Source organism: Luteibacter sp. SVR4-7G, from assembly GCF_056755555.1.
This window is the reverse complement of record NZ_JBPGXO010000023.1, coordinates 17,784-30,875: the sequence shown is the minus strand read 5'-3', so window position 1 is coordinate 30,875 and position 13,092 is coordinate 17,784. Positions and strand designations below refer to the sequence as shown.

The window sequence follows — 13,092 nt, the reverse complement described above, 5'->3', positions numbered from 1 at the left end:
AGGGCACAATGCGCCCTTAGCTTAGCCGACGCCACTCAAGCCGAACCAAGCCCGTCATGCCACTCATCGCCCTCGGGCTCAATCACCTCACCGCGCCTGTCAGCCTGCGCGAACAGGTGGCATTCGACGCCGCGGTGGCACCCGAGGCGCTGGGCGACCTCACCCGGCAACCCGGGATCGAGGAGGCGATGATCCTCTCCACCTGCAACCGCACCGAGTTGTACTGCAGCGTGGCGGAAGGTTTCGAGACGGTGCCGGGCCAGTGGCTGTCGCGACAGCACCGGTTGACCCCGCAACGCCTGGACGAGTTCCTCTACCGGCACGACGAACAGGACGCGGTGCGCCACATGTTCCGCGTCGCCACCGGCCTCGATTCCATGGTGCTGGGCGAGCCGCAGATCCTCGGCCAGGTGAAGGAGGCGTACCAGCAGGCCCGTTCGGCACAGAGCCTGCGCGCGCCGATGGAACGCCTGCTGCAGCACACCTTCGCCGTCGCGAAACGGGTGCGCACGGATACCCGCATAGGCGCGCACACCGTCTCGGTCGCGTACACGGCCGTCCGGCTGGCCGAACAGGTGTTCACCGACCTGCGCCAGGCCTGCGTGCTGCTGATAGGCGCCGGCGAGACGATCGAACTCGCGGCCCGCCACCTCGCCGACAAGAACGTTCGGCGGCTCATCGTCGCGAACCGCACCCTGGAAAACGCGCAGGAGCTGGCCGGGCGTTACGCCGGCTACGCCATTTCGCTGGCCGACCTTCCCCGCCACCTCGCCGAGGCGGACATCGTCATCACCTCCACGGCGGCCCGCCTGCCGGTGGTGACGCGGGCGATGGTCGCCGATGCGATCGCCGCGCGGCGCCGCCGGCCCATGTTCATGGTCGACATCGCGGTACCGCGCGACATCGAGCCCGAGGTCGCCACGCTAGCCGATGTGTATCTGTATGGCATCGACGACCTGAAGCAGGTCATCGACGAGAACCGGCGCTCCCGCGAACTGGCGGCGCGCGAGGCGGATGCCATCATCGACCTCCAGGTCGAGCGCTACATGGCCTGGCGCCGCGCCCTCAACCTGCGCAATCCGGCCGTAGACCTGCGCATCGCCGCCGAAGCGCAGCGCGACGAGGTGCTGGCCAAGGCCCAGGCCATGCTGGCCAAGGGCCGGCCGGCGGAGGAAGCCCTCGCCTTCCTCGCCAACACCCTGACCAACAAGCTGCTGCACGCCCCCAGCGCACGCCTGCGCGACGCCGCCATGGCGGGCGACCTCGACCTGCTCCACGCGGCCGGCCGCTTGTACGGGCTGGACCCGGACGAGGACGTTTCCGCATGATGTACGGCTACAGCCGGATATCGTGCCCCGAATGACCCCCTCGATCCGCCGCAAACTCGAAGCCCTCGCCGAACGCCATGAGGAAATCGGCCTGCTGCTGGCGCAGCCGGACGTGCTCGCCGATAGCCAGCGCTTCCGCGACCTTTCGCGCGAATACGCGCAGCTGGAGCCCGTCGCGGCCTCGCTGAGGGAGCACGACGAAGCCGAACGCGAGCTGGCCGATACCCGGGCCATGCTCGACGATCCCGAAATGCGCGACATGGCCACGGACGACATCGCGCGGATCGAGTCCCACCTGGCGCAGCTGGACGGCGAACTGCAGATCCTGCTCCTGCCGAAGGACCCGCGCGACGAGGGCAACCTGTTCCTCGAGGTGCGCGCCGGCACGGGCGGCGACGAGGCCGCGATCTTCGCCGGCGATCTTTTCCGCATGTACGCGCGCTACGCGGAGCGCCAGCGCTGGCACCTGGAGATCCTCAACACCAACGAGGGCGAACACGGCGGCTACAAGGAAATCGTGGCGCGCATCGAAGGCCGCGGGGCGTATTCGAAGCTGAAGTTCGAATCCGGCACCCACCGCGTGCAGCGCGTGCCCGAAACCGAATCGCAGGGGCGCATCCATACCTCGGCCGCCACCGTGGCGATCCTGCCCGAGCAGGACGAGGTGGGCGACATCGAGCTGCGCGACGCCGACCTCAAGGTCGATACCTTCCGCGCCTCGGGCGCCGGCGGCCAGCACGTCAACAAGACCGACTCGGCCATCCGCATCACTCACCTGCCGACCGGCACGGTGGTGGAATGCCAGGACGAGCGCAGCCAGCACAAGAACCGCGCCCGCGCGATGAGCCTGCTGAAGGCGCGCCTGCTGGACGCCGAGCGCAGCAAGCAGAGCGCCGCGCAGGCAGAATCGCGGCGGCTCCAGGTGGGCTCCGGCGACCGCAGCCAGCGCATCCGCACCTACAACTTCCCCCAGGGCCGGATCACCGACCACCGCATCAACCTCACCCTCTACCGGCTCACCGAGGTGATGCAGGGCGACCTGGACGAACTGATCGACACCCTCACCCGCGAACACCAGGCCGACGAGCTGCAGACCCTGACCGCGGGAGGCTGAAGCCTGCGCGCCCTTGTAGGAGCGCGCTGGCGCGCGACATGTTTTGGCAGTGACCTGGAGCTGGCGCGCTAACTTGCGGACTGGCGCGAAAGTCTGTCGCGCGCAAGGCGCGCTCCTACAGAAGTCTGTGGCACCGAGGCGCGCTCCTACAGAAGTCCGTGGCACCGACGTGCGCGCCTACACAAGCAGCCCTACACGTGATGGGGGACACTGTGGCCTGACTGGAGGAAACGGCATGGGCAAGAAGAAAGAATACGAAAAGGCGCTGGAAGAGCTGCAGATCGAACTGGTCGGCCTTACCCGCTGGCTGCGCCATACCGGCAAGCGCATGCTGGTGATCTTCGAAGGCCGCGACGCGGCCGGCAAGGGCGGTACGATCAAGGCGATCACCGACAAGCTCGACACCCGTGCCGCCCGCGTCGTGGCGCTGGGCAAGCCCTCGGCCGTGGAAGAAAGCCAGTGGTACTTCCAGCGCTATGTGGCGCACCTCCCCTCCGCCGGCGAACTCGTCCTGTTCGACCGCAGCTGGTACAACCGCGCGGTGGTCGAGCCGGCCATGGGCTTCTGCACCGACGACCAGTACGACTCCTTCATGAAGGCCTGCCCGGTCTTCGAGAAGATGCTGGTCGACGACGGCATCATCCTCCTCAAGTACTGGCTCTCCGTCGACCAGGCCGAGCAGGAGGAACGCTTCGCCGAACGCGCGGCCGACCCGCTCAAGCGTTGGAAGCTCTCGCCCGTGGACCTGAAGGCGCGGGACAAATACGCCGAGATGGGCGACCTGCGCGATGCCATGATCCAGCACACCCATACGGCCGACGCGCCCTGGTTCGTGGCGGATTTCGACGACCAGAGGACCGGCCGCCTCAACCTGATCCGTCACCTGCTGGACCAGATCCCGGACAAGCTGATCCCCGACCAGGAGTTCGAGCTCCCTCCCCTCAAGGGCAAACCGAAGAAGGACAAGGTGACTGCGAAGGCGGAACGCGTGCCCAAGGTGTATTGAGAGGTGGGAGATGGGAGGTGGGGGCGCTCTTTCACGCGCCTACGGATGCACCGTACCAGGCCGGCGCGACCGTACCGCCCTGCGCGGCAGCCGTCCGTTGCGCGACAGGCGCAGCCACTGGCGTAGCGCCAGCAGGCCGCCGATGGATTCGATCATCGCGGCAGGCACCCACATGATGACGCCGCCGATCAGCTGGCCCGTCAGCACGTTCATGGTGAAGGCCCGCCCGCAGATTTCGAAGATCGGATACAGGTCGGTCTTCGAGAACGTGACGATCGCGCCCGCGACGATCTGCGGCGTCATCGTGATCGCCGGGGACAGCACGCGCCAGCCGGGCGACATGCGCCCCGGCGGTTTCGGCCGGTGGTCGAGCACGAGCCACCAGTAGGCCAGGCCGGACAGCACCATCGACCAGTTCATCGCGCGATAGATGCGCCAGTCCAGCATGGCCAGTGTCTGCATGTCCGGTATCAGCCAGACCAGGATCAGGGCCACGAAGAACAACGTGACGAAGGCGGGGTTGAACGCCACGGCCGCGAACGCACGCCACGCGAGGGATCGCCCTGCCTTGCGCAGGCGCCCGCGCCAGGCCAGGGGCATCCCCGCGCGCAGCACCGTGCCGGGATAGGCGGCGATCAGCAGCAGCGGCGCAAGATGGTGCAGCAGCACCTGCTGGATCCGGTGCATGAAGAATTCGTGCTCGGCGAAGTAATCGAAATACGTGTGCAGGGACACGTAGACCAGCGCCATGCCCGTCCAGAACGCGGCCTGCCGTGCCGCCGGTACGCGCACGCGCCGCGTGCCGCGCGCGTAGAGCCACGCGGTGCCGACGAAGACCAGCAGGAACACCCAGGAAAACTCCCAGGGCACGATCCACTTGAGCACGCCGTCGAGCACGGCCTCAGACCACGCGCCGGCTGCGGCGCGTACGCCGCCAGCCGTAGATCAGGCCGATCAGTGCCACGATGCCCGGCACGAGCACGATGTTGATGAACTTAAGGCGCAGGCCAAGCGCGTCGATCTCCGCGTTGAGCTGGTGCTGCACGTCGCGCAGTTCCTTGCCGATGGCGAGCTTGCGCTGCAGGTACTGTTCCACCTCGCGGCGCTGTTCCACGGTAGCCGTCGCGGTGGCCGCCGAATTCTTCGCCGGCTGCAGCTCCGCGAGGCGACGCTGCGTGTCGTAAAGCTCGGTCTCCAGCTCGCGCTTCTTCACCAGGAACTTGCGGTCCGCGGCGGCCTGCAATGCGCGCACTTTCGTGAAGGGCCGCTGCGAGTTCACCCGACCGCGGATCGACAGCAGAGCCGTCGAACCGCCCAGGTTGTCGACGATGTTGGCCACGAAGTCGCCGTTGTTCGCGAACGGCGTGAGCTGTTGCTGGCCGAGCAGCGGCTGCACGTCGATCCACAGGCGGTCCGACAACAGGTCGGTGTCCGCCACCAGCACCACCTCGCCCGGCGCCGCGGCCTGCGCCAGATGCCCCTTGTCGTGCCGCTCCGGGAAAGCCGTGCGGAAGGTGTCGCGCAAACGCGCGGCAAGCACGTAACGCTCGTGCGTGGGTTCGTAGTTGTCGAGCAGGCTCGAAGGATCCGAAGCGGCATCGCGCACGCGCTGGGTGGATACGACCGCCGCCTCGTCCGAGGTCTGCACCAGCGGGATCAGGCGCGCCTTCGTTTCCGGCGACAGTTCGAAGAAGCCGGCGGTGGAAAAGTTCACCCGCTGCAGGCTGGCCGTCACCACGTCGTCGTGGTTGAGGTCCTGCGAGCCCAGGCCCAGCATTGCCGGATGGGCCAGGCTGTTCCCGTTCAACTCGATGCTCAGCGCAGCCGAGCGATCCAGCACCACCTTGGTCGGGTCGTAGTCGACGCCCCAGGTTTCGAACAGCCGGCGCAGGTCGGAGTCGTGGTCGTCCACGACGCCGCGCGAATCCACCAGGGGCGCATTGTCCATCTCCGCATCGGGATCGACGTAGACCACCAGGTGGCCGCCACGCAGCACGTACTGGTCGATCGCGTAGAGCGCGTCGTCGGACAGCCGCTTCGGGTGGATCAGCAGGAGGACCTTGACTGCATCGTCGATGTGGGTCAGGCCGTCGGCGTCGATGTTCGTCACATCGGCCAGCTGGTCGAGCTGGCGCAGCACGGCCCAGGCAGGTTCGCCGATGACCGGGTTGCCTTCCACCGGCAATGTGCTGATCACGCCCAGACGCGGCTTGTTCGGCATGCCGAGTTCGTAAAGCAGCTTCGCGATGTCGTATTCGACGAAGGCTTCGCGCGCGGGATCGAAAAACGGAATGGCCTGCGGGGGCGCCTCACCCGAGCCGCCCATGCCCACCAGGCCGAAAAACACCCGCTCGCCGTTGCTGCCACCGCTGGCTGGCGACAGGCCATAGCTTTCCGCCGCGTCCTCGTCGTCCGAATACGGCACCGGGTCCACCACCTTGAAGCGGATCCGCCCATGCGCGCGCACCGCGATCTCGCGCAGCATCTCGTGCACGCGTTGCTCGTAGCTGCGCAGCTGCGGCAGATCGCGGGTGGCGTGCTCGGAGAAATACAGGGTCAGGGTCAGCGGCTTGCGCAGGCTGTCGACGATCTTCTGCGTCCCCGGCGTCAAGGTGTAGATACGGTCCGCGGTGAGATCCACCCGCGCGGTGCGCAGCGACATCGAGCTGATCGCGATAGCCACGAGGAACAGCACGGCGATGCCGAACAGGCTCAGGCGCAGGAGGAAGGAACGCGAAAGGTGCAGGCTGCGCATCGTCAGCGCGTCCGTTTCAAGTCGAGCACGACGACGCTCGCGGCCAGCCAGGCGACGATCGTGGCAAAGAAGTACATCAGGTCGCGAAGATCGAGGACACCGCGGGCGATCGCGTTCGCGTGCCGGGTAATGCTCAGCTGGCCCATGGCCCCGATCAGCTTGGGCGGCACCGAGTCCTGGAAGAAATCGAGCACCTGCGGCTGGCCGATCAGCAGCAGCACGAAGCAGACGGCTGCGGTGAGGATGAACGCGATGATCTGGCTGCGCGTGCTGGTGGACATGCAGGTGCCGATGGCGAGGAAGGCGCCGGCCATCAACCAGCTGCCCACGTAGCCCGCGAGCACCACGCCATTGTCCGGATCGCCCAGGTAGTTCACGGTGATCCAGATCGGGAAGGTCAGCGCCAGGCAGATGCCGATGAAGGCCCAGGCGGCGAGGAACTTGCCGAGGACCGCCTGCGAGATCGTGACCGGCAGCGAGAACAGCAGTTCCAGCGTGCCGGAAGCGCGCTCCTCGGCCCAGGTGGACATCGTCACCGCAGGTACCAGCACAAGGTACAGCCAGGGATGCATGTCGAAGAACGGCTGCAGGTCGGCCAGGCCGCGGTCGTAGAAATCGCCGGTGTAGAAGGTGAGCAGCCCCGACAGCACCAGGAAGATCACCATGAACACGTAAGCCACGGGCGTGACGAAGTAGCCCCGCAGTTCGCGCCGCGCGATCGCCAGTACCGCCTTCATGCCTGGGCTCCGCGCTGGGTGGTGATCTGGCGGAAGACCTCGTCGAGACGGCCGCGCTCGAGCTGGATTTCCGATACCTCGAGGTTCTGCGTGCGCAGCAGCGCCTGCACGTCGTCGAGGATCGGCTGTCCCGCGCGCGGGAACACCGTGACCCGGCCATCCAGCGGATCGACTTCCACCATCGCCACGTTGGGGATACGCGCCAGCATCTCGCGCGATACGCCGCTGCCGGCCGCGCTGAACGACACCGCGCCGTGGTAGCGCGAGCGTGCCTCCAGTTCCGCCGGCGTCGCATCCGCCAGCAGCCTGCCGTTGGCGATGATCGCCACGCGGTTGCACAGCGCGTGCACCTCTTCGAGGAGGTGCGTCGATATGAGGATCGTGCGCTCGCGCGCCATCGCGTCGATCAGCATGCGCACCGAATGCTTCTGGTTGGGATCGAGACCGTCGGTGGGCTCGTCCAGCATCAACACCGGCGGATCGTGCAGGATCGCCTGGGCCAGACCGACGCGGCGGCGCAGGCCTTTCGACAACGTGCCGATGGTCTGCTCCAGCACCTCTTCCAGCTCCAGCCGCATCACCACCTCGTCGAAGCGGCGGAAGGCCACGTCGCGCTCGAGGCCGCGCACGCGGATCATGAAGACGAGGAACTCGCGGATCGTCATCTCGCCATAGCTCGGCGCGCCTTCGGGCAGGTAGCCCAGCGCGCGCTTCGCCGCGAGCGGTTCCTTGCGCACGTCGTGCCCGCACACGCGCGCGGTGCCGGAGGTAGGCGTGAGGAAGCCGGCGATCATGCGCATGGCCGTCGACTTGCCGGCGCCGTTCGGGCCCAGCAGTCCAAGCACCTGGCCAGGCTCGGCACGCAGGCTCAGCGCATCGACCGCGGTCAGCGGTCCGTAGCAACGGGTAAGGCGGTCGGTTTCGATCATCTCGTTGAAGTGTAGCGGGAGATGGGGGATGGGAAGTGGGCTGAGCGCCCCCGTTTCCCGTCTCCCACCTCCGCTCTTTCCCCAAAAGAAAAGGCCCCGCCGTTTCCGGCGAGGCCCTTCCTGAAGCAACAGCCGCGCGAATTACTGCGCCGCGGTGCCAGCCGGGGCCGGGGCCGTACCGGCGGGAGCCGGGGCCGTGCCCGCCGGAGCCGGGGCGGTCGACGAACCCGCCGGGGCGGATTCTTCCAGGCCCGGCTGCTTCATGCCGGCTTCCTGTTCCGGAGTCTGGTCCGGGATGTTGTCGCCCTGCAGCGGCAGGTAGATCTCGAACTTCTGCTCGTCGTAACCCTCGATGGTGCCCTTGTTGTTCACCGGGGCCTTCACTTGGATGTCGTACGGGCGGAAGGTCACGTCGTCGAACTTGTAGCCGTGGGTCTGCGAGTACGCCTGGAGCATCTGGCGGGTCTGCGGCAGGCCGGCGCCGGTGCCGTTCCAGTCGGCCTTGAGCGCCTTGCCGCCGAAGGCGAGCACGGCCTTGACGTTGCCGTCGACGATCACGCGGCCGAGCTTGTCCTTGCTGCCCGGCGTGGCGGCCGCGGCGGCATCGGCGGGAGCGGCGGCGGTCGAAGCCTCGGCCGGCGCGGCGGCGTCGAGCGTCGGGCGCTGGGCGGCGGTGATCTCGACGTCCTGGCCGTTGATCTTCAGCGTGGTGCTGTCGATCTCGGCAGCCACGTCGAAGGTGTAGTTCTGGTCGCCCCAGCTCGTGGTGAAGGTGATGCGCGGGCTGACGATGTTCACGCCCAGCTTCTTCGCCGCCGCCTGGATCTCGGCCATCGCCTTGTCCGACGCGGTGTCGACATCGTCGAGGGTGCGCGGAGCGGTGGTCGACACGAACAGCACCGGCTTGGCCGGCGTCTCGACGATCGACGGAACCATGTGGCTGTAGTCGATGTTGGGAATCGACGCCATCAGGTTCTGCAGGTTGGACAGGCTGAACTGGATCAGCGCGTCCGGATCGCCGTGGATGTAGAGGTTCGAGAAGCGGCTGATGAGGTTGAAGCCGTACGAGACGTCATACGACCAGTTCACCTTCACGAGCTTCTGGCTGCGGCCAGCCCGCTCGAGCCTGATGGTGAACTTCTTGTCCTCGCCACGCCAGGCGTTGTCCAGGTTCCAGACGATCGTGCCCTTGCCGGCATCGGAGATCTGGGCGAAGTTCGGATCGATCGAGGCGATTTCCAGCGCGCCGTCGCCCACCTTCGGGTCGCCGGCCTTCCAGGCGATCTTCGCGCCCGGGCCGTAGGCCTTGCCGGACAGTTCGAACTGCACCTTCGGATCGAACGACCGCAGGACCGTGTAGTCCGGGAAGCGGCGGAAGTTGCTGAAAACGTCGTATACCTGGCGCAAATCCTTGCTGATGAGCATTTCGCGCTCGACGTGTCCCGTCGAGGGCATGGCCACGCCGACCACGACACCGAGTACGGCGACGATGACGAGGGCGACAATAAATTCTAACAGACGCGTCATTCCACGGATCTCCGAACGTCTTACGAACAGGCTCCACGCGCGGCCATGGACGCCGTGCGCTCACCCCTGAAGAATCGGCCCGTGGCAGGGGTTCGCCCGCGCCGAAAGAGCCGATGGTACTTGCTCGCGGCGGCGAGCGCCATTGGGTCGCCTGCACTTTTTCGCAATGGCGCACAAGCGGATTTTCGGCCAGAGTGGCCCGGACGCGCCGTTCGGTCAGCGAAGGGTCAGACGATGCCCAGTTCCAGGGCCTTCAATACGGCCCGGGTGCGGTCGCGCACGCCCAGCTTGGAGAGGATGTTGGATACGTGGTTCTTCACCGTTCCCTCGGCCACGCGCAGGGAATTGGCGATCTCCTTGTTGCTGTAGCCGCCGGACAGCAGGCGCAGGATCTCCGTCTCACGCTCGGTGAGCGGGTCCGGCTGTTCCAGGCTGGAGAACTGGTTCTGGATCCGCCCCACCCCGGCCAGGAGGCGCTGGGTGACCATGGGCGCCACCAGCGAGCCGCCGGCGGCCACGGTGCGGACGGCCTCGACGAGCTGGTCCAGCGAGACGTCCTTCAGCAGGTAGCCGCGCGCGCCCGCCTTCAGGCCGGACAGCACCAGCTGGTCGTCGTCGAAGGTGGTGAGGATGATCGTCGGCGGCAGCTCGTTGCGGCCGCCAAGGGCCTGGAGGACTTCCAGGCCGCTCATGTTCGGCATGCGCAGATCGAGCAGCACCACGTCCGGGCGGACCTGGGGAATGGTCTGGACCGCCTGCGCGCCGTCGGCGCACTCGGCCACGACACGGATGTCGCCGGCCAGGTCCAGCAGGGAGCGGATGCCCTGGCGAACCAGGTTCTGATCGTCAACGAGACAGACGGAGATCATGGAAGATCCTCGGAAGGAACGGAGAGTTTGGCATGCCGCGCGCCGCCGGGCTCGTCGCCAAGGGTGGGATCGAAGACCTGGCGGGGCGGCGCGTGGGCCAGGGACGGCTCTTCGCCCAGCGGCAGGCGGGCGGTCAGGGCGAAGCCGCCGGCCGGATCGGTGCGGAACGATACCGAGCCGCCGAACTCGGCAAGGCGCTCGCGCATGCCCGTGAGGCCGTTGCCTGGACGGAATTCCCCGCTGCCGCCACCGCGGCCGTCGTCGCGGGCGTCCAGGCAGAGCTCGTCCGGGCCGGTATGGCGGAAGGTAAGCCAGAGGTGGCGGGCGTTGGCATGGCGCACCGTATTGGTCAGGATCTCCTGCACGCAGCGCAGCAGCATCTGCGCCCGGCGCGGGTCTTCCACGCCGAAGCGCGGCGGCACGGTCAGGCGCACGTCGAGTCCCGGCACGCCCTCGGTAAGGCTGCGCAGCGCCTGGGTCAGGTCGATCGCATCGTCCTGGCGCAGCTCGCTGACCACCTCGCGCACGTCGGAGAGCAGCTGTTTGCCCGTGCTCTGGGCCTTCAGCACGTGCTCGCGGGCCACGTCGTTGGTGAGGTGGCTGGCCACCTCCAGGTTCAGGCTGAGCGCCGTGAGATGGTGGCCGACGAGGTCGTGCAGGTCGCGCGCTATGCGCATGCGCTCGGCGATGCGGGTGGATTCGGCCAGCAGCGCCCGGGTGGCGCGCAGTTCCGAGTTGAGCCGACGCAGCTCCTCGCGTTCCTCCGCCTGCTGGCTCGCCACCATGGAGGCGACGAAGACCAGCGCCGAGAAGCCGAAATACATGCAGGACTGCATGAGGGCGCTGAGCACGCCCCACCCCGGAACCTCGGCGAATACGGGCACCAGAGCCACGTGGGCGACCACCATCCAGGCGATGCCCAGGGGCAGGCTCACCAGCCAGGGCACCACGGTAGCGACGATGATCAGCAGCAGCGCGCCCACGCCGCTCTTGCTCAGGGCGCCGATGGCCAGCGCGGTGCCGGTGAGGATAACCAGCACGGCAACGCGCGTGGCGCCGTTCAGGCGGGCCCCCAGCTGGTTGGTCAGCAGCCAGTGGACCAGGCCGAAGACGAGGTAGCAGGCGGTCCAGGCAAGCAGCACCACGTCGCCGATCGCGCCCGGGCCGCTGCCGGCCCGCTGCATCGACAGCGGAAGGCCTGCGCAGAGGAACACGAAGTACGTCGCGTAGCGGAGCAGGCGCACGTGGTTGAACTGGACCTTGGACATGTTCGCATCATAGGGCTTCGCGCGGCCCGTACCACCTGACTGAAGTCACGTGCGCGCACGCGGCAAACTCCGGCTTTACAACGGTTTTACAAGCCCGGATCGTCCCCCGATGCGATCAGGGCATGCCATAATGCCGCGCATCGCGGCGGCCTGGGGTCGCCTTTCCACGAACACTCAAGCGGAGCAACGAATGGCCCTTGCCATCCGCGACGTGCGCGAGCACGACCTGGATGCCGTGCTGGCACTCAACAATGCCGCAGGCACGGGCATCCTCGCCACGGACCTTGACCGCCTGCGCCACCTGTACGAGATCGCCCACTACTTCCGCGTGGCCGAACAGGACGGTCGCATCCTCGGTTTCCTCATCGCGATGCGCCAGGACGCCGATTACGCCAGCCCGAACTTCCGCTGGTTCCAGGCCCATTACGAAAGCTTCGTGTATATCGACCGCATCGTGATCGCGTCGCAATCGCGCGGCCATGGCCTGGGCCGGATCTTCTACTGCGATGTACAGAGCTATGCGGAGGTACGTGTGCCGCTTTTGACCTGCGAGGTGTTCCTTGAGCCCCGCAACGACCAGACCGTGCTCTTCCACGGCACCATGGGCTTCCAGGAAGTGGGCCAGCAGCGCATGGAAGAAGGCCCCAAGGTGAGCCTGCTCGCCCGTGAGCTGCCGAGCTTCCCCTTCGTGCGCGAGCGTTACCTCGAGCACGGCGGCCTGCCCGACGTGGCATGGCTCGCGGAACGGCGCCGTCCCGTCGATGGCATCGGAGCCAGCGCATGAGCGCCCGCGCCGAAGCCCTCGAAGCCTCCTGCGACCTGCGCTTCGGCCAGGTAGGCATCGCCTGCGTGCGCGTGCGCCGCGTCGACGCCGCCGCGCTCGTGGAGGAACTGGAACGTCGCGTGCGCTCGGCGCCGCAGATGTTCTCGCGCGCCGCCGTGGTGCTCGATCTCTCGCACCTGCCCAAGCTGCCCGACGACGGCATGGTCGACGCGCTGCTCGAAGCCATCCGCAGCGCCGGCATGCTGCCGGTCGGCATCGCCTACGGCACCAGCGAAACCGAAGCCCTCGCCGAGCGCATGGGCCTGCCGCTCATCGCCAAGTTCCGGGCCCAGTACGAACCGGCGCACGGCGAGACGCCAGCGCCGGCATCCACGGCTGCACCGCGCGAACCCGTACGCAATGCCGCACCGCCCGAAGGGGATACCAGCGGCGCCACCGTGACCGCCCTGCACCACTCCGGCAGCACCGTGCGCTCGGGTCAGCAGGTGTACGCGCGCGACCGCGACCTCGTCGTCACCGCCGGCGTCGCCAACGGCGCCGAAGTGATCGCCGACGGCTCGATCCACGTTTACGGAAGCCTGCGCGGCCGTGCCATGGCCGGCGCGCAGGGCGACGAATCAGCACGCATCTTCTGCTCCGACTTCCGCGCCGAACTGGTCGCGATCGCCGGGCACTACCGCGTGTTCGAAGACATGCCCAGGGAATTCGAAGGCCAGCCCGTGCAGTGTTGGCTCGACAATGGAAAACTCATGATCGCGCGGCTCTAACCGCTCAA

12 protein-coding genes are annotated in these 13,092 nt (G+C 67.4%); 5 read left to right on the top strand and 7 right to left on the bottom strand.

Going from position 1 to position 13,092, the window contains the following annotated elements; translation table 11 throughout:
* Positions 1–56: 56 nt before the first annotated feature.
* The 3 genes from hemA (at position 57) to ppk2 (ending at position 3,448) form a co-directional block, all read left to right on the top strand.
* Positions 57–1,328, top strand: a complete 1,272-nt coding sequence (gene hemA, locus ACR9ZH_RS10520) for a glutamyl-tRNA reductase (protein WP_481290711.1) — start codon at positions 57–59, stop codon at positions 1,326–1,328.
* Between the two features lie 31 nt (positions 1,329–1,359).
* Positions 1,360–2,442, top strand: a complete 1,083-nt coding sequence (gene prfA / locus ACR9ZH_RS10515; RefSeq protein ID WP_481290710.1) for a peptide chain release factor 1 — start codon at positions 1,360–1,362, stop codon at positions 2,440–2,442.
* A gap of 235 nt (positions 2,443–2,677) precedes the next feature.
* The gene (gene ppk2, locus ACR9ZH_RS10510) at positions 2,678–3,448 is read left to right on the top strand and encodes a polyphosphate kinase 2 (RefSeq protein ID WP_481290709.1); all 771 of its coding nucleotides are present in this window, start codon (positions 2,678–2,680) and stop codon (positions 3,446–3,448) included.
* A 39-nt stretch (positions 3,449–3,487) separates the two neighbouring features.
* On the opposite strand, the gene ACR9ZH_RS10505 is transcribed toward ppk2, so the two are convergent.
* From ACR9ZH_RS10505 to ACR9ZH_RS10475, 7 genes are all read right to left on the bottom strand, one after another.
* Entirely contained in the window at positions 3,488–4,345 is an 858-nt protein-coding gene (locus ACR9ZH_RS10505; protein ID WP_481290708.1) for a cytochrome c oxidase assembly protein, read from the bottom strand.
* Positions 4,346–4,349: 4 nt separating this feature from the next.
* A complete protein-coding gene (locus ACR9ZH_RS10500) occupies positions 4,350–6,203 on the bottom strand; it encodes a GldG family protein (protein WP_481290707.1) in 1,854 nt (617 codons plus the stop codon).
* A gap of 2 nt (positions 6,204–6,205) precedes the next feature.
* Positions 6,206–6,940, bottom strand: a complete 735-nt coding sequence (locus tag ACR9ZH_RS10495; protein ID WP_481290706.1) for an ABC transporter permease subunit — start codon at positions 6,938–6,940, stop codon at positions 6,206–6,208.
* Positions 6,937–7,869: an ABC transporter ATP-binding protein gene (locus ACR9ZH_RS10490; protein ID WP_481290705.1), complete on the bottom strand. Its 933-nt coding sequence runs from the start codon at positions 7,867–7,869 to the stop codon at positions 6,937–6,939. Before ACR9ZH_RS10490 ends, ACR9ZH_RS10495 begins: the two co-directional genes overlap by 4 nt.
* Positions 7,870–8,010: 141 nt before the next feature.
* Positions 8,011–9,396: an SRPBCC family protein gene (locus ACR9ZH_RS10485; protein ID WP_481290704.1), complete on the bottom strand. Its 1,386-nt coding sequence runs from the start codon at positions 9,394–9,396 to the stop codon at positions 8,011–8,013.
* A gap of 227 nt (positions 9,397–9,623) precedes the next feature.
* Positions 9,624–10,265 (bottom strand): response regulator, encoded by a 642-nt coding sequence (locus ACR9ZH_RS10480; RefSeq protein ID WP_045829465.1) that lies wholly within the window; start codon positions 10,263–10,265, stop codon positions 9,624–9,626.
* The gene (locus ACR9ZH_RS10475; RefSeq protein ID WP_481290703.1) at positions 10,262–11,533 is read right to left on the bottom strand and encodes a sensor histidine kinase; all 1,272 of its coding nucleotides are present in this window, start codon (positions 11,531–11,533) and stop codon (positions 10,262–10,264) included. Before ACR9ZH_RS10475 ends, ACR9ZH_RS10480 begins: the two co-directional genes overlap by 4 nt.
* Positions 11,534–11,723: 190 nt before the next feature.
* Between ACR9ZH_RS10475 and ACR9ZH_RS10470 the strand changes: the two genes are divergently transcribed.
* Together ACR9ZH_RS10470 and minC are read left to right on the top strand one after the other, a co-directional pair.
* On the top strand, positions 11,724–12,317 hold the full coding sequence (locus ACR9ZH_RS10470; RefSeq protein WP_481290702.1) for a GNAT family N-acetyltransferase: 594 nt from the start codon (positions 11,724–11,726) through the stop codon (positions 12,315–12,317).
* The gene (gene minC / locus ACR9ZH_RS10465) at positions 12,314–13,084 is read left to right on the top strand and encodes a septum site-determining protein MinC (protein WP_481290701.1); all 771 of its coding nucleotides are present in this window, start codon (positions 12,314–12,316) and stop codon (positions 13,082–13,084) included. Before ACR9ZH_RS10470 ends, minC begins: the two co-directional genes overlap by 4 nt.
* Positions 13,085–13,092: the final 8 nt, after the last annotated feature.